Annotated in this window: 27 protein-coding genes; 8 read left to right on the top strand and 19 right to left on the bottom strand. The window is 36.3% G+C overall.

Annotation, left to right across the window (positions count from 1 at the left end):
* Positions 1–20 precede the first annotated feature (20 nt).
* The gene (gene deoC, locus B1A77_RS05190) at positions 21–683 is read right to left on the bottom strand and encodes a deoxyribose-phosphate aldolase (protein WP_004698377.1); all 663 of its coding nucleotides are present in this window, start codon (positions 681–683) and stop codon (positions 21–23) included.
* A gap of 14 nt (positions 684–697) precedes the next feature.
* On the bottom strand, positions 698–1,327 hold the full coding sequence (locus tag B1A77_RS05185) for a 3'-5' exonuclease (RefSeq protein ID WP_008602770.1): 630 nt from the start codon (positions 1,325–1,327) through the stop codon (positions 698–700).
* A gap of 188 nt (positions 1,328–1,515) precedes the next feature.
* Here B1A77_RS05185 and pyrF point away from each other — a divergent pair, with 188 nt between their 5' ends.
* The gene (gene pyrF, locus B1A77_RS05180) at positions 1,516–2,235 is read left to right on the top strand and encodes an orotidine-5'-phosphate decarboxylase (protein WP_004698328.1); all 720 of its coding nucleotides are present in this window, start codon (positions 1,516–1,518) and stop codon (positions 2,233–2,235) included.
* Complete coding sequence (gene pyrE / locus B1A77_RS05175; protein WP_077708189.1) at positions 2,232–2,819, top strand: orotate phosphoribosyltransferase; 588 nt, start codon at positions 2,232–2,234, stop codon at positions 2,817–2,819. Before pyrF ends, pyrE begins: the two co-directional genes overlap by 4 nt.
* 184 nt (positions 2,820–3,003) lie before the next feature.
* Here the strand turns inward: pyrE and B1A77_RS05170 are convergent, their stop codons facing one another.
* From B1A77_RS05170 to B1A77_RS05110, 13 genes are all read right to left on the bottom strand, one after another.
* Positions 3,004–3,366, bottom strand: coding sequence for a transcriptional regulator (locus B1A77_RS05170; protein ID WP_077708188.1), 363 nt, complete (start codon positions 3,364–3,366; stop codon positions 3,004–3,006).
* Between the two features lie 9 nt (positions 3,367–3,375).
* Entirely contained in the window at positions 3,376–3,951 is a 576-nt protein-coding gene (locus tag B1A77_RS05165) for a DUF1700 domain-containing protein (protein ID WP_008602778.1), read from the bottom strand.
* Positions 3,938–4,267, bottom strand: a complete 330-nt coding sequence (locus B1A77_RS05160) for a PadR family transcriptional regulator (protein WP_077708187.1) — start codon at positions 4,265–4,267, stop codon at positions 3,938–3,940. The genes B1A77_RS05165 and B1A77_RS05160 overlap by 14 nt, the downstream gene beginning before the upstream one ends.
* Before the next feature lie 359 nt (positions 4,268–4,626).
* Positions 4,627–5,724, bottom strand: a complete 1,098-nt coding sequence (locus B1A77_RS05155) for a S1C family serine protease (protein WP_004698370.1) — start codon at positions 5,722–5,724, stop codon at positions 4,627–4,629.
* Between the two features lie 666 nt (positions 5,725–6,390).
* On the bottom strand, positions 6,391–7,080 hold the full coding sequence (locus B1A77_RS05150; RefSeq protein ID WP_004693664.1) for a response regulator transcription factor: 690 nt from the start codon (positions 7,078–7,080) through the stop codon (positions 6,391–6,393).
* A complete protein-coding gene (locus tag B1A77_RS05145; protein WP_077708186.1) occupies positions 7,077–8,417 on the bottom strand; it encodes a sensor histidine kinase in 1,341 nt (446 codons plus the stop codon). The genes B1A77_RS05150 and B1A77_RS05145 overlap by 4 nt, the downstream gene beginning before the upstream one ends.
* 449 nt (positions 8,418–8,866) lie before the next feature.
* Complete coding sequence (locus tag B1A77_RS05140; RefSeq protein WP_008602782.1) at positions 8,867–10,219, bottom strand: pyruvate carboxylase subunit B; 1,353 nt, start codon at positions 10,217–10,219, stop codon at positions 8,867–8,869.
* Positions 10,220–10,763: 544 nt separating this feature from the next.
* Positions 10,764–11,090 (bottom strand): hypothetical protein, encoded by a 327-nt coding sequence (locus tag B1A77_RS05135; RefSeq protein WP_004698343.1) that lies wholly within the window; start codon positions 11,088–11,090, stop codon positions 10,764–10,766.
* Positions 11,077–12,252, bottom strand: coding sequence for a glycosyltransferase family 9 protein (locus B1A77_RS05130; protein ID WP_077708185.1), 1,176 nt, complete (start codon positions 12,250–12,252; stop codon positions 11,077–11,079). Before B1A77_RS05130 ends, B1A77_RS05135 begins: the two co-directional genes overlap by 14 nt.
* A 72-nt stretch (positions 12,253–12,324) precedes the next feature.
* The gene (locus B1A77_RS05125; RefSeq protein ID WP_077708184.1) at positions 12,325–13,272 is read right to left on the bottom strand and encodes a hypothetical protein; all 948 of its coding nucleotides are present in this window, start codon (positions 13,270–13,272) and stop codon (positions 12,325–12,327) included.
* 8 nt (positions 13,273–13,280) lie between these two features.
* Positions 13,281–14,219 carry a phosphodiester glycosidase family protein gene (locus B1A77_RS05120; RefSeq protein ID WP_004693677.1) on the bottom strand — a complete coding sequence of 313 codons (939 nt, stop codon included), beginning with the start codon at positions 14,217–14,219 and terminating at the stop codon, positions 13,281–13,283.
* An 11-nt stretch (positions 14,220–14,230) separates the two neighbouring features.
* Positions 14,231–15,034 (bottom strand): polysaccharide deacetylase family protein, encoded by an 804-nt coding sequence (locus tag B1A77_RS05115; RefSeq protein ID WP_077708183.1) that lies wholly within the window; start codon positions 15,032–15,034, stop codon positions 14,231–14,233.
* A gap of 68 nt (positions 15,035–15,102) precedes the next feature.
* Entirely contained in the window at positions 15,103–15,666 is a 564-nt protein-coding gene (locus B1A77_RS05110) for a nitroreductase family protein (protein ID WP_077708182.1), read from the bottom strand.
* 205 nt (positions 15,667–15,871) lie between these two features.
* Here B1A77_RS05110 and B1A77_RS05105 point away from each other — a divergent pair, with 205 nt between their 5' ends.
* Positions 15,872–16,663, top strand: coding sequence for a carbon-nitrogen family hydrolase (locus tag B1A77_RS05105; protein WP_077708181.1), 792 nt, complete (start codon positions 15,872–15,874; stop codon positions 16,661–16,663).
* 106 nt (positions 16,664–16,769) lie between these two features.
* On the opposite strand, the gene B1A77_RS05100 is transcribed toward B1A77_RS05105, so the two are convergent.
* Positions 16,770–16,982: a hypothetical protein gene (locus B1A77_RS05100; RefSeq protein WP_077708180.1), complete on the bottom strand. Its 213-nt coding sequence runs from the start codon at positions 16,980–16,982 to the stop codon at positions 16,770–16,772.
* Positions 16,983–17,194: 212 nt separating this feature from the next.
* Between B1A77_RS05100 and pgtP the strand changes: the two genes are divergently transcribed.
* A complete protein-coding gene (gene pgtP, locus B1A77_RS05095) occupies positions 17,195–18,568 on the top strand; it encodes a phosphoglycerate transporter PgtP (protein ID WP_077708179.1) in 1,374 nt (457 codons plus the stop codon).
* A 109-nt stretch (positions 18,569–18,677) separates the two neighbouring features.
* Here the strand turns inward: pgtP and B1A77_RS05090 are convergent, their stop codons facing one another.
* Entirely contained in the window at positions 18,678–19,319 is a 642-nt protein-coding gene (locus tag B1A77_RS05090) for a hypothetical protein (protein ID WP_077708178.1), read from the bottom strand.
* A gap of 814 nt (positions 19,320–20,133) precedes the next feature.
* On the opposite strand from B1A77_RS05090, the gene B1A77_RS05085 reads away from it, so the two are divergent.
* Positions 20,134–20,481, top strand: coding sequence for a DUF2513 domain-containing protein (locus B1A77_RS05085; RefSeq protein ID WP_077708177.1), 348 nt, complete (start codon positions 20,134–20,136; stop codon positions 20,479–20,481).
* On the opposite strand, the gene B1A77_RS05080 is transcribed toward B1A77_RS05085, so the two are convergent.
* On the bottom strand, positions 20,452–20,667 hold the full coding sequence (locus B1A77_RS05080) for a hypothetical protein (RefSeq protein ID WP_077708176.1): 216 nt from the start codon (positions 20,665–20,667) through the stop codon (positions 20,452–20,454). The genes B1A77_RS05085 and B1A77_RS05080 overlap by 30 nt on opposite strands.
* 43 nt (positions 20,668–20,710) lie before the next feature.
* On the opposite strand from B1A77_RS05080, the gene B1A77_RS05075 reads away from it, so the two are divergent.
* Together B1A77_RS05075 and B1A77_RS05070 are read left to right on the top strand one after the other, a co-directional pair.
* A complete protein-coding gene (locus B1A77_RS05075; protein WP_077708175.1) occupies positions 20,711–21,001 on the top strand; it encodes a hypothetical protein in 291 nt (96 codons plus the stop codon).
* A 14-nt stretch (positions 21,002–21,015) separates the two neighbouring features.
* On the top strand, positions 21,016–21,492 hold the full coding sequence (locus tag B1A77_RS05070; protein WP_077708174.1) for a DUF2321 domain-containing protein: 477 nt from the start codon (positions 21,016–21,018) through the stop codon (positions 21,490–21,492).
* 281 nt (positions 21,493–21,773) lie between these two features.
* On the opposite strand, the gene B1A77_RS10260 is transcribed toward B1A77_RS05070, so the two are convergent.
* Positions 21,774–21,902 (bottom strand): hypothetical protein, encoded by a 129-nt coding sequence (locus tag B1A77_RS10260; RefSeq protein ID WP_255401620.1) that lies wholly within the window; start codon positions 21,900–21,902, stop codon positions 21,774–21,776.
* A gap of 170 nt (positions 21,903–22,072) precedes the next feature.
* Here B1A77_RS10260 and B1A77_RS05055 point away from each other — a divergent pair, with 170 nt between their 5' ends.
* On the top strand, positions 22,073–22,450 hold the full coding sequence (locus tag B1A77_RS05055) for a helix-turn-helix domain-containing protein (protein WP_077708173.1): 378 nt from the start codon (positions 22,073–22,075) through the stop codon (positions 22,448–22,450).
* Positions 22,451–22,461 lie beyond the last annotated feature (11 nt).

The raw sequence follows: 22,461 nt of genomic DNA, 5'->3' as shown, positions 1-22,461 counted from the left end.
ATAGCCTAGGTGGTTTTCTATTATACTTCTTCGTTCAAGTGATTCTTTAGTAACTCTACAGCTGCACTGGCTCCAATTCGGCTACAACCTTCTGCAATATAGGCTTTCATATCCGTAATAGAGCGAATACCACCTGCAGCCTTAATCTGTACATTAGGACCAATATGCTTTTTAAAGAGTCTAATATCTTCAAGGCTTGCACCGCCGCTACCAAATCCAGTAGATGTTTTAATATAGTCTGCGCCACCATTTGTAATACATTTACAAAGCGCCACCTTTTCAGAATCTGTAAGATAACAAGTTTCGATAATAACTTTTAAAATTTTATCACCACAAGCCTTCTTAAGCGCCTCAATTTCGCTAGTTACCGCTTCAAAATCACCTTGCTTTACATCTCCAAGATTAATAACCATATCAATTTCAGAAGCGCCCTCTTCAATAGCCTGTTTCGTTTCTGCCACCTTTACCTCTGTTGTTTCATATCCTAAAGGGAAGCCGATAACGGTACATATGTTAAGTTCTGGATATGCTTCATGGGCAGATGCTACAAAATCTGGAGGAATACAAACAGATGCGGTTTTATACCTTATACCATCCTCACAAACTTCTTTAATATCATCCCATGTAGCTGTAGGACGCAATAATGTATGATCTACATAAGCTAATAATTCTTTACCCAACATAGTACCTCTCCTTACTAAAAGAACGACATTTGCTCTGGTTCTGGCTCTTTATGTAATGCATCTTGAGCAGAGCGATTTTTATCATCAATGAATGGTTCTAATGGTACACCTGTAGCCTTTAATAAATCTGGTAAACTATTAACGCCTTTCAACTTAGCAGCTTCTAATACAACCTTTGCACAAGTCTCTGCATCATCCAGTGCATAGTGATGTTTAAACTCAACTCCAATATATGCGGCCATTGTATTCAACTTATGATTAACCAAATCAGGCCATACCGCACGTGAAAGTTTAACTGTACATGCATAATCTAGTTCTGGCCAAGGGATTTTATAATAATCTAAAGTAGCACGCAATACGTTCATATCGAATTTCGCATTGTGAGCCACCATAATATTACCTTTTAAATGGTTTTCATAAATGGCATTCCACAACTGATCAAAGGTCTTTTCATGAAGAACATCCTTCGGTTGGATACCATGAATTTCAATACATTCATCATCAAAACTCATAAACGGAGGCTTGATGAGGCTATATGCTTTTTTGGTAATTTGTCCGTCCTTTACGGTAATAACCGCCAAGGAGCACGCACTATTTTTAAATTTATTTGCTGTTTCAAAGTCTAATGCAACAAAATCTAACATAGGACTCCTTTCAAAATCTATATATAAGAATTATATTCATTTACTCTACTTATTATAGCATGAAATAGACTATAATCTACTGTTCAAAGGTGAGCAATAATCACCTCATTCATACCAATTTTAATTGACAGATAGACCCTCAGTATGTGAAAATTATTTAGATATGTATGTAGTATGGAGGTTGCAACATGGCAGATGACAGATTAATCGTTGCTCTTGACGTATCCACGATGGATGCAGTGAAAGAAATCGTATTATCCCTCGGTGATTCGGTTAGCTTTTACAAGGTCGGCATGGAGCTATTCTACGCCGAAGGAGCAAAAACAATTCGTTTTTTACAGGAGCAAAACAAACAAGTATTTCTTGATTTGAAATTGCACGACATTCCAAATACCGTAGCCCATGGCGTAGCTTCCTTAACACGTCTCGGCGCTAGTTTAATTACTTTACATGGTCAAGGTGGTCCTGTCATGATGAAAGCTGCTGTTGAGGCAGCTCGTGAGAGTGGCAAAGAACTAGGCGTAGAACGCCCAAAATTATTAGCCATCACCGCATTAACTAGCTTTGACGATGAATCTTGGACTGCTATTGGTGGTCAGCTACCAATTTCCGACCAAGTCATTCGCCTTGCAAAACTCGCTAAAGACTGTGGTATGGATGGTGTTGTATGTTCCGCATTAGAAGCCAAAATGATTCGTGAAGCATGTGGCGATGACTTCCTCATCGTTACCCCTGGTATTCGCCCTTCCTTTGCAACAACAGACGACCAAAAACGGGTTGCTACACCAGCTAGTGCACTACAAGATGGAGCATCTCGCCTTGTTATCGGTCGACCTATTACACAAGCCGAAAACCCTCGTGAAGCGGTTCGTTTAATTATTGAAGAAATGGAGAAGGTATCCAAATGATGACAGAACAAGAAGTAAAACAATTACTTATCGACACTCAAGCTATTTTAGAAGGTCACTTCCTTTTGACATCTGGTCTCCACAGCCCAATGTACGTTGAAAAATTCAACGTATTGCAACATCCTAAATATACTGAAAAACTTTGTAAAGAATTAGCTGAACGCTTCCGCGATCAAAATGTGGAACTTGTTATTGGACCTATGACTGGCGGCATCTTACTTGCTCATGAAGTAGGTAAAGCGCTTGGCACTCGTGCTATCTTCACAGAACGCGAAAAAGGCGTTATGACATTGCGTCGTGGCTTTAAAATCGAGCCAGGCACAAGGGTACTTATCGTTGAAGACATCGTAACTACTGGTGGTTCTGTACAAGAAGTAGTAAATGTTGTAAACCAATCCGGTGGTGAAATCGTAGGTGTAGGCCTTCTTGTTAACCGTTCTGGTGGCAAAGCAGAATTCGGTGTTCCTCACGAAAAGGTACAAGCATTACTTAATCTTAAAGTTCCAACTTACAAACCTGAAGAATGCCCTCTTTGTAAAGATGGCATAGCTATGACAGAACGCGGTTCTAAACACATCAAATAAAATATACACAAAAAGAGCTCCTTCACTGAGGAGCTCTTTTTGTTTGTGTGTAGTTATTGTGTGTAAGAGAGAGATTCTGATACGAATGTATCACATAGAGTGTGTGACTCTATGGTGGCCATGAATGCACTTTCATGACCACGTTCTCTATATCTTATGAGAGAAATGGACTCATAAAGTATCGTTAGTTTTGTGTAGTTTGTGGTGCACCTTGATCAGTTTGTTGTTGTGGTGCATTGCCATTAGGTTGTTGAGGTGGTTGGCCTTGCATAGGCATTTGACCTTGCGGAGGCATTTGACCATTTGAGTGCATATGCTGACCATTATTTGGTCCCATGCCATCTTGAGGCATCATATGATTATTTCCATCCATCATATGTTTATCCATATACTGATTAGGACCATCATGTCTATGTGGTTTTCTAAACTGTTGTTCATTCGTTTTCATCCATTCACCGAAATTAGGTAAATCATTAACGGCAAAAGATGTACATGCCCCAACAGCACAAATTACGGTTAAAATCGCTGTTATTATAATTCGTCTCATAGGACCTCCTTAATCTACATTGCGGAAGTAACGTTCACGCACACCGCGAAGCTCTGTACCAACAAAGACGCATGTAAGTCCACCAAATAAACCTACACCACCAAGTGCCACTAAAGTTACAATGGACAATACTGGAAATGCAGTAACATTCTCAAATGGTTGCCATGAGCTACCTAGTAAGAACAAGATAGCCGGTGTAATAATGAATATAAGAGCACCTACAATATAGGATAAGGCACTTCCAATAGAGAGCAAAGTCTTAGATGCTTTTTTAGCCATCCCCGGTAATTGAGGTAAAAGACGCTCTTTATAATCATCAAATCGTGCATAAATTTCCTGCATATTAACGGATTTACTTTCACTACCATCTTGATTCATTGTGTCTGTAATGATACCTGCATCTACGTAGGATGCATATATTTCCTCTGGAGTCCCTAAGGATTTAATGATCTCACTATCGGTAAGCCCCTTTTCATAACCTACCGCAAAATGCTCTTCATAAACCTCTATAATACTCTCCACATCTGCAACACGCGCTTTTTTAAATATATTACGCAATGCATCCAAAAAGCTATTTTTGTTCATTATTATCGACTCCTTTCAACAGCATATTGATAACAACAGAAAAATCATCCCATTCTTGACGCATCTTGTTATATGCTGCACGGCCTTCGTTCGTGATATGATAGTATTTCCGTGATGGGCCTGTAGAAGACTCCTTTAAATACGTTTCAACATACTTTTCTTTTTTCAGTCTGTTAAACAATGGATATATCGTTCCTTCAGATATTTCAATATATTCTGAAATGGTGCTTACGATTTCGTATCCGTAGCGATCATTTTGTGTTAATAATGCTAGCACCAGCATGTCCATAACACCTTTTTTTAATTGAACTTGCATAGTTCCTCCCTTTTAGGCTGTGCTTGCCTGCCAATGTGAAAGTTCTCTTACGGTCACTATCATGTACTGACAAATATATAATAACATAAGGTACCTCGGAACGCAAGGTACCTTGTAAAAAAATATTGAAATTTAATATATTTTTTCTTATTTCTAATCTATAAACACAGTTAATTTCTGCGTTTATAGGGAAAAATTTTTTCAAAAAAATTTTCTTATTTATGGTATTTTTTATACAAAATCTATTAAAGTACCCTATTATAACTAAAAATCCTCATCTAAAAGATGAGGATTTTCTAACACTACAAAAGAAAGTAGTGCATTATTGGAATACTTAATTAAGTTTTATTTACTAGATTCTAATTTGAAGACGCTTCCCCTAATTTAAGCTGTGTACTCTTCATTTTGCCGTTATGAGTATAGGATACCAAAATTGTATCTCCCGGGCTCTTAGCATCAATTTGTTCTTTTAATTCAAGTAATGTAGTAATATCTTTACCATCAATTTGTGCAATCGTATCCCCTTCTACGAGACCAGCTTGTGCAGCAGGACCATTAGGATCAAGTTGAACAACAAGAAGTCCATCACCTTCATAGGTTACATTATTGCGCGCTGCAGTTTGACGGTCTACAGCCCACACCCCAATATAAGGGCGAATGACCTTACCATTTTTAATAATAGAATCAACAATTGTCATCGCAGAATTAATTGGAATAGCAAAGCCCATACCTTCAATTCCCTCTTTAGAGATTTTAGAGCTATTGATACCAATTAACTCACCATCTGCATTAATAAGCGCACCACCTGAGTTACCTGGATTAATGGCTGCATCAGTTTGAATCAATGGGAATCGTTGACCTTGATCATCAATTGTACGTGCTAAGGCACTAATAACACCAGAGGTAACTGAACCTTTAAACTCAAGACCTAAAGGATTGCCAATAGCAATAGCTGGCTCCCCTACTTGCAAGGAGTCAGAGTCACCAATTTTGATAGGTTTAATATCTTTTGGAGGTTTAATTTTTACAACTGCTAAGTCCGTCTGTGAATCTGAACCTATAACAGTCCCCGTCACCGTACTGCCATCAGACAATGATACTGTAACCTCCCCATTTCTAGCCCCCGCTACCACATGTTTATTTGTTATAATATGTCCGTCATTATCGATAAGCACACCAGATCCGACACCTTCTCCAGCATAGATAGTACGGTTAAAAATATCCTTTTGAAATACTTGTGTTGTAATCCCTACTACAGCTGGCCCAGATTCTTTAGCTGCTTGTACTACATAGGTATTACGCGTTTCAGTAATAGGCTTAGTCTGTTTAGTTTGTTCTCTCACGTTTGTTGGTTGCGTATTAACAGGGCTGCCAAAGAAATAGTATCCTCCGCCTACCCCAATACCCAAAGCAAGAATACACGCAATTACTGTTTTCTTATATTTTGAAAATGTCATGTAGATCTCCTTATATTCTTCTTAATATTCTTCTACATCACCCATAACGTCTTAATGATGATTATAAAAGGTAAAATAAGAACCAAATCATAAATCATATAATTATGATACTTTATAAATACGCCACGTCTCACAATAATTCAAATCATCTCAAAATCAATTTTATAAAATTGATTTTGATGAACCTATTATAGTACGCCTGCTTTTACAATGCAAGATATCAATTTATAACTTTTCTTATGAAAGTATAATTATTATAACCGTATATCCTCCACTAGATAAATACCTAGAATCCTGAAAGAAGCTGTATAGAATGTATTCAAATATCTAAAATCTAAAAAACATAAAGGGCATTTACTAGCCGTCGCTAGCAAATGCCCTTTATGCATATAGTTTGAGAGTGTAAGGACTGTTGAGAGAGAGTATATGTGATCTAGATAAGCTTTAGAGAGAACTTATTAAGAGAGAGAAGTTAAAATATTACTTATCTAGAGTCATAGTCAGCCTTACTTAAATAAGTATACATGGAATATCTAAACTATCAAAGTAACTATATAAACAATTCTTAAACCTTTGATTATATCTCTATAATAAAATCTCTATAAAGTCATATCTAATCAACAGCCACGAACAACGTGAGTATAATGTGAATGCATATTCTCGATACTAAACGAATTTATACCCTACACCCCACACTGTAATAATATGCTTACTATCGGATGGATTATCCTCAATTTCTTCACGTAAACGATTAATATGAACCGCTACAGTTGCATAATCACCATAGGAGTCAAGTCCCCATACACGAGAATACAATTCTTCTTTGCTAAATACAATATCACGGTTACGCATCAAGAACTCTAACAACTGGAATTCTTTCTTTTTGAGATGAACTTCTTTTTCATTCACCCATACTTTCATCATTTTAGGGTCGAGACGGATTTCACCGGATTGAATAGCGTTTGTTTCCATTGCATCGCGCTCTGTTAAACGTTTATATTGCGCCAACATAGCTTTGATCTTCGCAATCAATACAGATGGAGAGAATGGCTTTTCAATATAATCATCAGCGCCTACGCCTAAGCCACGGATTTTGTCGATATCATCAAGACGCGCAGTTACCATAACGATTGGCACACGAACTTTGTCACGAATTTGACGACAAACTTCAAAGCCATCCATTTCTGGCAACATAACATCAAGGATAATAAGGTCTACAGGAGTATTTAATGCTGCTTCAATGCCATCTGTACCATTAGTCATAATCGTTACATCATAGCCCGCCACCATTAAATAATCACGCTCAATATTGGCAATATCCAAATCGTCTTCAATAATTAAGATATGTTCACTCATGATTCTTCTCCTTGCTTAGGAAACTCTAATATAATACGTAGACCATGTGGCCTTACATTTTCAATCATAACTCGGCCTTCAAAGATTTCCATAATTCGACGGATAATCGACAATCCTAGGCCACTACCTTCTTGAGGATTCGTACGAGACGAATCTACACGATAGAATGGTCGCATCAGACGCTCTAGAGATTCTGGCGGTACACCTGGTCCATCATCACTGATGACACAGTATACAAAATCATCATCACTCGTTACATCTATGACGCAATGACCAATATCGGTCATTTTATACTTAGCACTATTGTTCAACACATTCTGCAAAACACGTTGTAACAATTGTGGGTTAGCATTGATAAAAGGTGTTTCCGTAGCTATACGGGCCTTAATCTCAAGCCCCTTCGATTGATACGGAGCTAAATGATCTTCTACAAAGTCACGTACAAACTGACCTAATTCAATTCGCTCAGATGGACGAGATTCTTTTTTATAATTCAATGTTGTTATGAGGAATAGTTCCTCTAACATAGAATCTAAATCATTGGCCCGTTTCAAAATAATCCCCATGTATCTTTTTTGTTGCTCTTCCGTTGGTGCAATACCGTCACGAACGCCTTCAGCATACGCTTTAATAGCCGTCAACGGAGTTCGTATATCATGGGATATACCAGCGAGTAACTCTTTTTGTTGCTCCTGTTCCATTTCAATCTGACGATTTGCCATTTCTAACGACTTTGTCATGTTCTTAACGTGAATCATGATAAATCGTGTAACAAATCGGTTAATAGCAAAAAATGTAACAATAAAGAGCAATATGGAAACTACGATAATATAGAAAGATACGGATTCCATTAAGCTATCACTACCATGAGTAGCACGCCTAATCGCAATATGGTATACATAGGAATGACGTCCATCGTACTTTCTCATTTCGTAAACGAAAGTATTATTGGATTGATATACGATGCCCTGTAATTCAGGGTTAACATCAATAAGACCAACAATGGCAGAAGCACTATAGATTTGTGGATTACCGTAGTTATACACCATACTTCCTTGATCAAGTACTTCAACATATACTTCCTTTGGATCAAGTAAGCTATAGCTAGGCTTAACCAAGCTATTAATTAGATCATTTTCTAACCCATAAAAGGTAATGGTTTCAGTTATTCGACTAACACTTTTAAACTGTTGTTCCTGCTCAATACGCAAATAGTAACCGGCATTGGCCAATATGCGCAAACCTGTAAAATATAGCAAAAATAAAATAATTGCTATTAAAATAGGTACAACAAACAGCACAACATTGGATATCCAAATTCGTATTTGTAAATTCACAGGATTACCTCAATATCATAAATAGTAGATACTCTCTATAGTTTACGCTATTTTTATAACTTAACGCAAGTAAAACACGCAAATATCCAACATATTTTTCACTATTCTTTCATACGTAGTTTATAATTGACCGATTATTAAAAGGTATCTCGACCCTTTTAATATCTAATACTTTTCGTAAAAATTATATTTTCACACGCACCCATGTATCTTATGGCGATATGAAAATTGGTAATATCTGATATTTCATAGTTCCTTAGTCTCCCCTTTTAATAGGAACTTGTCTATACTGTTTATAAAAAAGCTAAAATATAAAAAATGAAACAACTATTGAATCTCTTCATTTAATAAAACAAAATATATACTGAATTATACTATTTCTCTATGAGGATAGTTTAAATATGGTCAAAAAAAAGAGGATTCCTAAGAATCCTCTTTTAAAATTTGGATTAACGACGATTTGCATCGAAGAAGTTAATAGCAACTTCTGGGAACATAGCGTAAGTCAATACGTCTTCGTCAGTGATGCCATTGTAGCCTTTAGAAGCTAAATCTTGACGGTAACCTTCCAATTCAGGTTCGATAAGATCTGCTGGACGGCAAGTAATAGGTTGTTCATCACCAATGATAGTTTGACGAATTTCATCAGAAATTGTACCAGGTAATTGACCATATTTACCACGAACAAGATCTTTAACTTCGTTAGGAACCATTTTGTAACGGTCGCCCATCATAACGTTCATCATAGCCATTGTACCAACGATTTGGGATGTTGGAGTTACCAATGGAGGGTAACCCAAGTCTTCACGAACGCGTGGCATTTCATCCATAACGTCAAAGAAGCGATCACCCATACCCATTTCGTTCAATTGGTTTTGAGTATTGGACAACATACCGCCAGGAATTTGGTAACGACGAACAGCAGGGATTACATCACTAGCTGGTTTCAAGTTGAATTCTTCTGCGATTTGTTGTTTTACTTTACGGAAGTGGTCAACTAATGGAATGTATTTATCAAGGTCAAGACCAAGATCCCATTCAGTACCTTTGAACATTTCAATCATAGTTTCAGTAGCTGGTTGGCTAGTTGCATGAGCAAATGGAGAGATAGCAGTATCGATAATATCTACGCCAGCTTTAGCAGCTTCCCAGTATGTAGTACTAGCAAGACCGCAAGTGAAATGGCTATGCAAGTCGATTGGCAATTCGCCAAAACGTTTTTTGAAAGTAGAAACCAAATCATATGCATCAGCAGGTCCTAACAAACCAGACATATCTTTGATACAAAGAGAATCAGTACCCATTTCTACCAAAGTTTCAGCTACTTTCAAGAAGCTTTCAGTTGTGTGAACTGGAGAAATTGTGTATACCATAGCGGATTGAACGTGTGCACCAGCTTTTTTGGAATACTTAATAGCAGCTTCCATATTGCGTGGGTCATTCAATGCGTCAAAAATACGGATACGGTCGATACCATTTTTTACAGCCGCATTACAGAATGCTTCTACTACGTCGTCGGAGTAGTGTTTATAGCCCAACAAATTTTGACCGCGAAGCAACATTTGCAATGGGGTATTTTTCAAATTAGCTTTCAATTTGCGAAGGCGTTCCCATGGATCTTCATTCAAGAAACGAAGACAGCTGTCATAAGTAGCGCCGCCCCAACATTCAAGAGCTTCATAACCAATATCATCTAAAAGGCCGAGCACTGGTTCCATTTGTTCGTAGCGCATACGTGTTGCCAAAATAGATTGATGACCGTCACGAAGAACGGTTTCGCAAATTCTTAATTTTTTAGCCATGTTAATCCTCCAAATCGAAATAGTCTGTGTATGTAACTTTATACACTCATTAAACAACTATCTCATACCTATTTTTTTTACGATTTTTTCGATGTCTGCTCACACTAGCCAAACGCGCTAAAATCGTAATACATACTTATATTAGACTACTTATAAAATTCTTTGTCAACAACCACATTATGCTATTTACTCATAATCTCATGTATTCTAAGATGATTTTTTCGTGATGAATATCACAAAAAACTGCAGAGAAACTAGAGTTTAGCATGTATGTTTAATCAAATTAATTTTTTTGTAATTGCTCATTTTAATGAGAAACTAAAAATTATATCGTAATAATTTTTGGTTATTATTAAATACTTTTCAAAATATATCGGTATTTATAAATGTAGTAATTCGATAAACGTCGGTATATTTATAAGCTCATCAATTTTATTAATAACTAAGCCGATATTTTTAAATGCATAAACATGCAAAAGAACCTGCCCATTTACGGACAGGTTCTGACCTAATCTTTAAAATTTGATAGTCTCCATTATACGGCTTACTTCTCAGGCTTAACCTTTTTAGGCGCAGTTTCAAGGACAATATTTTTACCTTCCCGTTTCACCTGAATAGAGAAAGCCCCTTCCCCTTCTTTAAAATACTCCATCTTGATATCAAGGAGCATTTTACCAATCATAGTCTCTACTTTTTCAGTTAAGAACTCACGGTAAAAAGCATCTTCTTTTTGCTTTGGACTTTGATGAACTACTGGTTTCTTAGCATCTCGCTCCATATTGAGCATAGTATCTTCGAAATTTTCTGTATCCTTAAAATTTTTCATCATATCCGCATCGGATAAACCTTTTTGAATTTTAAACTTTGCCATGTGTATCTCCTATCAGTTCAAAAATTGCTTTCTTTACGCGTACTGGATCAATACCAGACATACAATATTGATCTGGCTTAGGACAACGTCGTTTTCGACACCCCAAGCAATCTAATTCGTCATTTACGAGCACCTTAAAGGTCCCCGTCAGAGGGCCCCATAATTTAGGGTCCGTAGGGCCAAAGAGTGCTACTACAGGCTTATTTAAAGCTAACGCAATATGCAGAGCTCCCGTATCTGCAGTAACTAATACATCACAACTTTCAATTAAAGCCCCTAATTCTTGAAGTGTCGTTTTCCCTAACATATTCAGAACAATTTTATCAATACCCTCATCTGTCAAAGAGTCCAGCAAGGGTTTGTATTGAGTAGCCTCTTTAGGACCACCTAAACAAACAAAATTTCCTCTATATTGAAGGGATTTAATGAGAGAATACCATTTTTCCTGAGGCCACTCTTTCGTTGCCCAAGAGGTACCTAATACCAGCCCAATGCGTAACGGAGTTTCTACCACGCCTCGATGTAAAGAAACGTCATTATCAATCGACTTCCATTGCTCTTCTGCCCAACTATGTAAATTTGTTGGCACCTGAAAATCCATGTGGTATAGCATATTAGCATTAGATTCATTTAGTGAACAACTGCTCTCAATACCGTATTTATCAATGTTAAGCGATGTATCTAAATTTGCATGTTCAGTAATAGCCTTTGTTAACAACTGAGCTACCTCTACATAGCGTTTAATCACGTGTTCTGTACTAGGCTTCGTTTTATAGTTAGTAAACAGCCAATTCAACTCTTTTGTGCCACCAAGGCCAAGTCTAATGGGGGCTCCTGAAGCTAATAGTACTAGCCCTGTTATGAGTCGCCCTTGCACATCAACGGCTACATCAAATTTATAAGGCTCTAATTTGGCCTTAAGATCCCACCACATGCGCCACATTGTAGGAATATGTAGTTTTTTAGAATGTGCCTCATATATATCCCGTTCCCAGGGAATAATTTTATCTACATAGGGATTACCCTGTAAAAGCTCTGCCATACTAGGCGTTACAATCCAATGCAACTTAGCATCAGGATACTGTTCCTTAATCCACCGCGCAGCAGGTGTAGCATGCAAAACATCACCTATGTAACTAAGGCGTACAAATAATATATTCATAGATATCCTTAGGGTACATACTATTATAGGAATAAAGCCTTTATAATGAAAGAACATTATAAAGGCTTTTTCTTAAGATTTCTTTTTACTACCACTACTATTGGATGATTTAGAAGACGTATTATCTTCTGTTACCTTAGTAGTTTCTTCACTACCATTCTTAATGATGTTTTTTACATCAGATAATGTCAATTCATTAAATGTAGTAGGGTGGTTGTATTTATAAACTGGATTGAAGCCTACACCGAGTTTACCAGTGTAAACAGTCAATGCATTGTTGTCCTCATCAACACGAGCGATGTAGATGGTTTTGTCCATATCAACACCGATAAAGCGGAAACGCCCTTCAGGGTTGATAACACGCCATCCCCCTTCAATGCCGTTGAACATGAATACATCCCCAGTTCTCACATTATCGTAGAAGAAGTTATCTTCATCGTAGAATACACCGATATGACCGATATCAGTAGCTTGCATGTAAACGCGACGTGTATCGTAGTTAGCATCGGTACGATAAATGCGATATGTGTGTTCTTGAACTTTTACCTTCATATACACCACATTTGTCGCTTCAGAGTACGCAGCATCTACAATTTTACTGCCCCGAGGCAAGTCTTCAAGTTTCGTATCAACTTCGTGTTCTGGATCATCCGCATTAAGACGAGCCATGACAACATCTCTGGAGTCATATAAACCCATGACAGCATAGTTACGGTCTGGCATCCAGTTGAAGTAACTAATCGAACGACCCTTCAAATCGATATTTGTAGGCTTACTTTCATTAGCCTTGTAAATTTTCAAAGAGTTTTCTGTAACAACGGCCATAAATTGACGGTCATAGGACACATATTTAGTGCCTTCCTTCACATCAGGGAAGTTTTTAGTATCATCTTTTGATGCGCCTGCTACGTTAAACTCTGTAGTCGGTGCAAACATATATTGATCAAGGTATAGGTATACCCCACCTTGCAGAAGAATACCTACCGCAAAGGCGCTCAGTACACGCGTAAAAGGTTTCATCTGTCCTCCTATTTCACGATAAACGCCGTTGGGATCATGCGTTCCCCTAACAAATCGGCAGGTTTATTTACGACTTTACCATTTAGGTACAAAGTTGAACTAGAACCGCCATCTAAATTTGCTGCAATGTAGCAACCTTTTTCAAATAGAATATCTTGTACGTCACGCAAGGTAGCCCCAATAGAATATCCTGGTTGGCGACCATCGATTACAAGGAATAGAACTGTGCCATCTTTCTTTTGACCGATAGCAGTACGAGGACCTACGCCCCAGCCTCCATCACCTTCGGTAATCATCTTCTTACCATCGACGATAAGAGGCGGACCAAAGGTAATACCTTCCATGGCCTTCATATCACTAAGCTGAGTTTTATCATAGTTACCAGCGATAAGATTACCAGATTTAGAGAAACCTACAAAGTCTACATCTTCATCAGGGCCTACATCCTTGCCGATAACGTACTCACCGTCATGCAAGATGAAACCATATGGCAAACGACCTGTACCAGTACCATTAGGATCGTGGAAACCACCACCATTAATTGCTGCTACAGCATTATTCATTTTCGCAATATTACTTGTAGTATCACCTTTTTCTTGAATATTAGCTGCTGTACCTACTTGAATACGACGAGGATCAGGAATTTCTAAAATATAGCCTACATAACGAGCAGACTGGATTTTTTCAAGATTTAAAGTCTTATCTTCACGAGCATTAAACTTGAACAAATCTTGGCTTTTAACAACCCCTACAGTCCCCAAAATAGATTGTAATTCGTCTTCATTAAACAACCATGTAATGTAATGAGGATGGCGGGATTGTAAGATAGCACCAATTACAGCGCGCTTTACATTATTAAATGGTCCAAAGAGCACCACGAAGGGTGATGTGACAACGGTAAATAAGAACACCATAATGATGAACTTTACCCAATTCTTTTTGAACAATGTATTTCTCCTTATAAATCAGTGAAATGTTCGGTGCTAATGCGTTCTTCAAAATGCTTGATATCCACCGCATTGCCTACCCAAACACGCAAAATATTATATGGATTATCACCAGTATGAGCCCAGCCAGATTTCATAGCCATCCCCATTTTAATGCCAGCTTTCTTAGATGCTGAGTCGGTGAATTCATTTTTATCTCCATATGGATAGCAGAACCAAGGATTATCCTTAATGCCTACTTCTTTAGCAAGTGCCTCTTGGGCCTTTGTAATATTTTCAATTTGTTTTGCTTCCGACAATTGGCCCATTTCTATGTGTTGGAAACCATGGTTTGAAATAGTAATACCATTTTTGTGCATTTCACGCACTTGATCCCAAGTTAGACGCGTCCCAACATCGCCAGGATTGATAAATACAGTAGCCGGGAATCCATATTCTTTCATAAGTGGATATACGATAGAATATGTATCTGCATAACCGTCATCAAAGGTTAAAACAACAGGTTTTTCAGGCACCGCAGCACCATTTACAACATAATCATACAATTGATCCATCGTCAATGGATTATAGCCATTATCCTTGAGGAACTTCATTTGTTCTCTAAACAAATCCTCCCGAATAACTGCATCATTATCTTTGTCGTCGCCGACTTTATGATACATAAGAACAGGAATACCCGTTGGATGTACCATCTTAACTTCTTTTACAGGCGGTACTGAACTAGTAGGTTCTGTTTTTTGTGAAAGCAATCCACAACCTGCCACAACCATTGCCAATACCAAAACTAACAGTGTTACCAACGGAATCCGTTTCATAGGTCCTCCTCTATTAGAACACAATTATATACAGAATATTATAACATTTCCATGAAGAATAGTAAAAATTAACGCTTTATTAGTACTTCATCAATCGATTTTCGAGGTCTAGGATACATGGACTCATCTGGAATACCTATAGCAATGATTGCCTGTACATCGTGAGGAATATTTAAAAAGGCTTTACTTTCACTTTGCATAAAATACACATCATTCATCCACAATGTACCTAACCCAATTGCTTTTGCCCCCAATAAAATATGTTCTATAAAAGCGCCAATAGCTTGTAAATCACTTTTTTCCCACACTTGAGCATAATCTGACAAATGATCGTAAGGATTATATACAAAGAGTAAATCACTAGCAGTTTGCATAGCCTTAAGACTAATCTCTAAACTACCAAAATGTTCTTTTCGTTCTTTATATTGCTCTAGCACTTGAAAGCCAAGATTCACGAAATGTTTTTTCTCCACGCCCGTCACATGAACAACCTGCCAGGGCTGACGATTTTTAGGGGATGGAGCTCGCATTCCGAGAGCTACCAAATTTTGAATTATGTCTTCTCCAACCGAAGAAGATTTTTTATACCGACGTACGCTAGTTCGCGCATTTATAACATCTATTATTTCCATATTTTCACCAAAAGATCTAACATTATCTAAAGTAATAACCTATATCTCCATAAATAGTATGCAAACTATTATTATCAAAAGATTGTAAAAAAATTAAACTAGCTTTATCGACTCTTATATTGTAATACACTCAATAATGCTTTAATATTCTAATTATAATACACATTACTAGAATTATATTCATCTAATAGATAAAGGATTCTCTATGAAAAAACGCTTAAGCCTTATACAAATGGACGTCCATGTAAACGAAGTGGAATACAATTATGCGCGCGTCCAAGAATTACTTTCACAAGCCCTATCAGAAAAGCCTGACATTATCGTCTTGCCCGAAACATGGAATACAGGATTTCATCCATCTAAGGATTTAATCAATATTTCTGACAGAAATGGAGAAAGAACAAAAGCTTTATTAAGTACATTCGCAAAAGAACACAATGTAAACATTGTGGGCGGTTCTGTAGCCGTAGCAAAAGAGGATTTAGTATTTAATACCTCCTATGCTTACAACCGTGAAGGCAAGCTCGTAGGAGAGTATTCCAAAATGCACGGATTTAGTCCTGCTAAAGAGGACCAATACTTCGCTAGCGGTACGCATACCACTCATTTCGAATTGGATGGTATTCCTTGTAGTACGGTTATCTGTTACGATATTCGCTTTCCTGAGCTCGTAAGAATGGCTGCATTATCAAATACAGAGTTATTATTTGTACCTGCTCAATGGCCTACTATGCGTTTACGCCACTGGCAAGTATTAAACGAAGTGCGCGCCATTGAAAACCAACTCTTCTTATGTGCTGTCAACGGCTGTGGTACAGTAGGTCGAGTTCAAAGCACTGGTCACTCCGCTGTATACGATCCATGGGGTACAAACCTCCTCGAAATGGACACTAGGGAGGGCATCTCATCTGTAGATATCGACCTCACCGTAGTAGAAGATATCCGTAACAAAATCAACATCTTTAGAGATCGCAAACCTGAACTCTACAAACTATAAAACAAAGGCACATTGTATTGAACACCCATCTAAAATTATTTCATTGTTAGATAGCCTGTTCATATGACAATGTGCCTTTTTATTTTATTTATGGGATTCATATACATTAAAACTCAATAAGCTTCCACATCTCCTCTGGAACCTGTTCTAGAGGTTTATTTTTTGCAATTGCTCCTTTTAGAATATCAATAGTATCTTGCACCTCTTGTTTATCCTTTGTATTAGGATCATGAAGGATGACACGATTTAAAGAATCTTCACCAAATTGTTTTACATATTCTTTTTCTACTTGATTAAGTTCACGGCGTAAGTATTTCATAGATTATAACCTCCCCATATATTTAATCTAATATATTAAGAAGTACTTGTCTATAATTCAAATGTTTTCTATACGTATCTTCAGCTAATAATAAACAATTTAATGTTGCAAATTAATATTTTTATCTCATAAATCATTTACATGAATTCTATAGAAATGGTAGTATTAACAATGCAATAGGATTTAGTTATTAAGAAAGAAAGGTAATAACTATGTTTTCATTTCTACAACCCAAAGAGGCAAAATCATCAGTGCCACAAAGCATGATTATGAATCTATATTATAAATATAGATTGCAATCATTAATTGGTATTTTTATAGGTTATGCTGCGTACTATATTGTTCGTAATAACTTTGCCTTATCAACACACTTTTTATCAGATATCCTCCATATGAGCAAAACAGAAATTGGTTTGCTATCTAGTGGTATGCTTATCGCTTATGGTCTAAGTAAAGGCTTTATGAGTAGTCTTGCGGACAAAGCAAGTCCTGCCAAGTTTATGGCTTTCGGTCTCATTTGCTGTGCAATTATCAATATCTTTATGAGCTTTGCCGATAGTCTCGCCTTCTTCTTAGTTTTAGTAGTACTAAATGGCTTTTTCCAAGGATTTGGTGTAGGACCATCCTTTATCACCTTAGCTAAATGGTACCCAAAACAGGAACGTGGCCGTTATGGAGCTATCTGGAATATTTCCCATAATCTCGGTGGTGGTATCGTAGCCCCAATCGTAGCTGCCGCATTATATTTTACTACTACAGATCACTGGCAATTAGGGAGTTATGGTGTACCAGCGCTTATTGCAATTATCATAGCAATTGCCATTTCTTTCTTAATCAAAGAAAGCCCTGAACGTGAAGGCTTACCACCAACAAGTGAAATCATCGCTGACACAGCTCATAAGGCGCACAGAAGTTCTGAAGCCCCCCATATGAGCACAAGAGAAATCTTTGTAAAATACGTATTGAAAAATAAAAACGCTTGGTATGTATCATTAGTTGACACCTTCGTTTACATGATTCGCTTTGGTATGCTTACGTGGCTTCCAATTTATTTATTGCAAGTAAAGGGGTTTTCCAAAGCAGAAATGTCTGTTGCCTTTTTATTCTTTGAATGGGCGGCTATCCCTTCTACTATTTTTGCTGGTTACATTTCCGATAAATTCTTTAAAGGTTATCGCATGCCACCTGCAATCATTGCTATAAGTATTATCTTCTTCTGTATATTTGGTTATTGGCAAAGCGAGTCTCTCTTATGGGTTACTTTCTTCGCTGCTATTGTAGGTTGTTTAATCTACATTCCTCAATTCTTAGCTTCAGTACAAACTATGGATATTGTACCACCATTTGCAGTAGGTTCTGCTGTTGGTCTTCGTGGATTCATGAGTTACATTGTTGGTGCAAACTTAGGTACAACACTATTTGGTGTTTTAGCAGATAAATTTGGTTGGAATGCAGGTTTCTATCTTTTATTAGTAGCATGTGTTCTTTGTATTACATTCTGTGTATTGGCTCATTTTGGCGCCAAAGAATTAGATGCTAAAGAAGCTGAACTTGAACAACTTCAACCAGCTGAAGCTAATAGCTAACCCCTAACAAATAAATCCTATAGTAAAAAGGTCGTAATATGTATTAATACATGTTACGACCTTTTATTTGCCCCACGAAAGGGACTCCTATATAACCAATGTGTTTTCATCAACGCATAGTTCTGGAAATAATGAAAGCACAAGCCACAATGATACCAAGGACTATACTCCCAGCTACTATATAAGGCCAGGTAAGTACATCCCGTACATCATTCAATATTTTTATATCAAAGATTGGCATATAAAGTAGTAAGTTCCCCAAAATCCAACCGATTGGTCCTATGAACTTTAGCTTCTTAATCGTATCCATTTTATCTAGAATAGACTCGGTTACCTCTGAATCCTTTTCGACAGATACGTATTCTTTATTAATGTAAAAGCCTTTTGAATATTCCGTTTCAAAAGCCCACTCTTGAACAGAAAACGTAGCAGTACCATCAGCATTTTCATACTCTTTATATTTAGCAGTATCAGTAGTACCTACGTCTACCTCACCCCAAGTGCCCGTTACCATCTCATAACCACTATCTATGAGTTTCATATCGGCTGGTAGTGCTTTTCCACACAACTTGGAAAACTGGTACGCATCTCGCTTCTTATCCCAACTGAGCCAAAACTCTGCATTATTCTTATGTCTAACTAACTTATACTCATACCCAATTTTTCCATGAGTATCAATATAGCGTATTTTGCCTAAAATCGTATATAAATCCCTTCGGATACGTAATGTCTCGCCATAATTAAAAATCATAATCTTCTCTCATACTGAAAACTATATATAAATGTATATTACTAATTACTATGATTGTACACAGAATCTAGAAGTATGCCAATACAGTTATAAAAAGAATCACTTTATAAGGAAGAACAAAATAATTGATGATTAGGATTATACCAGAATATATAAGATACTCCTTAACTTACATACCCTATAAATCTCTTCTTACCTTTTAATCTCAATGGAAACATCCTATCATATTTTTCCATATATATTAGTTTATTATATCCTTTTTAGTCTTTTTACACTTCACTGGCAGAAACAGAATTATTATTTTACCCAATTGTCTTTCCGCGTAAAGCAGTTTTCACTTGACACCATAATTGAGTTTCATTAACTACTAACCTAAATATAATTTCTGAATATAATATACATCCCTCTTTTCTGCCCAGGCAATATTGGTATAAAAGCAAGCGTTAAAATATTCCACATCATACTTATTCATTCAATTTCAGCTTTTATAGTTCTAATTTTATTTTTTCTACTTTTAATTGCCGCCTCTATCCTATTAGTGATTTTTTGCCTCTACCAGATATTTGTTAAGATTAATTGACACAATTTTAAGCACTATGAACCCAATATTATATAAGTACCACTTATATAATATTGGTTACTCTTTTACTATTTTCTATCTATTTTCTTCTTAAGATCCTCTTTTAACTTTCTTTTCATATTTATTTCATGTTTATTTCATGTTTATTAATAAGTTGTTGTTATAATTCAAGCAGTGATAGACAATGAGATATGCTAATATCACTTATTTCCTTTAACGAAAGGAGGTGAAACTATGAAAATAGATTATTCTTTGTGCAGAGATATATTATTAGCAGTTCAAGATTTCCCTCTTCCAACAGTTAATAATAATGACTCAATCAACTTCCCTGATATCAACAGGCTTACTATTGACTATCACATTTATATCCTTATACAGAATGGTCTATTGTCTGGCTTAAATGCTAGCTCTAAATCAAGAGATTATTTATATTTAGAACTAGCATTAACACATGATGGGCAACAGTTTGTTGATTTATTATCTAGCGATACGATATGGAACAAAGTAAAAGATTACGCTATCCAAAAGGCAATCCCTTTAACATTTGATACTTTAATCCACATTGCACAAAGTTTGCTTTGATAGTTTCTTCAACTCCTCCTTCTCTCCATACTTGGCTAAATAATAGATTACATCCATTCTTTCTGAATTCCAATGTGGGTATTTTTTAAGATTATCTACAGTCATTGTTTTAAGTTGAACGTAAAATGCTAATCTATTAACCTGAAAGTGTTTGCTATCTTTAATTTCTCTTTCTTGTTTAATCATTTTTTCTCCATTTCTTTTAAGTTTCTAAAAGGACGTGATTATAATGGCAGTATTCTTAGTAAGTTATGATTTAAATAAGCAAGGTCAAAATTACACAAATTTAATCAATGCAATCAAAACTTATGATGCCTATATTAAGTGTTTACATTCTCAATGGTTAATTTCTACCAACGATAATATCGACTCAGTCTACGTATATTTAAGTAATAAAATAGATAACAACGATCTTTTACTTATTACCCCAATTGTGCAACCGTTTTATGCTACGCTCCAATCAGATGTTATTTCATGGCTTAAACATGAACAAAATTTGGGCCATATCCCTACAATTTAAAGGTGGTGATTATAATGGGTACTTATCGAACTGCGCAAGTTTGTAAAAATGGTCATGTTATTACATCTAATATTCATAACTCTGCTCACCTATCTAATTTCTGTCCTGAATGTAGAGCTGAAACTATAACTTCTTGTCCAAACTGTAATACCCCTATTCGTGGTGAATATGATGTTCCTGGTGTTATTAGCTTTTCAACCTATACACCCCCTAAATACTGTCATCATTGTGGATATCCATTCCCATGGACAGAAGAAAAAATAAATTCGATTTCTAAACTTCTAGACATGCAGGACCAATTAACAGAAGAAGAAAAAAAACATTTTATGTCCTACTTACCAGTTATTTTTTCTGAAACTCCTCAATCAGAGGTATCCGCTTTACAATTAAAATTATTGTTTAATAAGCTTCCTTCTGAAATCAGTTCTTTAGCTAAAAGACTTATTTCTGATGCTATATCTGAAGGTATTAGAAATATTCTTTTCCCTTGATACATTCAATTAACAACTTATAACCTTTGCATTTATCAAAACCACAATTATATTTTTTCTTTACTACCCAACAATCACATATAGCTTATAATTTTGCCCCACAATGTTCACAGAAATTTCCACCTATCACTTCTATATTACATTTGGGGCATTTTACTTTTCCTGTTTCTTGTTTCATTTGTATCACTTCATTTTTTGTAACTTATTAAGTTGCATTCTTTGCACGAAAAATAGACAAAGGAGCTCCAATTGAAAGGTAGTCAATCATAACTTCAATCTCATCAGCCCAAACACTCCTTTTTTAATTTTAAAAAGAATGTTTTAGGTGTAATTCCGAGCGCCTTAGCTACTTCATTTTGTATTTTCCCAGCACTTACAATTGCTCCTTTTAACTTATTTACATCAATCAATATATCGCCTCCTTTTTCTATTTATAACTTTTTAAGTTGCTTATAGAACAATTTAGCAATAGTAACCTATCAAGTTATTTTTGTAAATATTTTTTACAAAAATGTTGCCCACAAAGTTAAGACAGTGTAATATTAACTCATAAGGAGACTATTAAGAGCGAGGTAAACCCATGACTACTAATAAAGGAGATAGAATTAAAAATCTCAGAATTAACAATAAGATGACTCTAGAAGAAGTCGGTGAAAAAATCGGTGTTTCAAAACAAACATTATATAAATATGAGAATAATATTATTACAAATATTCCCTCTGATAAAATCGAAGGATTAGCAAGGGTTTTTAATATATCGCCTGCAGTGATAATGGGCTGGGATAAAGACGATGAGCAATACTACCAAGATAAAGAAGCTGCAGAGTATGCTGAAATATTGCACACACGCCCAGAAATGCGTTTATTGTTTTCCGCATCAAGAGAGATCTCTAAAGAGGAAATGCAAGAAGTGGTAAACTACATAGAATTTATAAAATCTAGACATAAAAATAAGTAAGATATATAGAT

The sequence above is a fragment of the Veillonella parvula genome (assembly GCF_002005185.1).
Taxonomy (GTDB): Bacteria; Bacillota; Negativicutes; order Veillonellales; family Veillonellaceae; genus Veillonella; species Veillonella parvula_M.
This window is presented reverse-complemented; position numbering and strand designations above follow the sequence as displayed.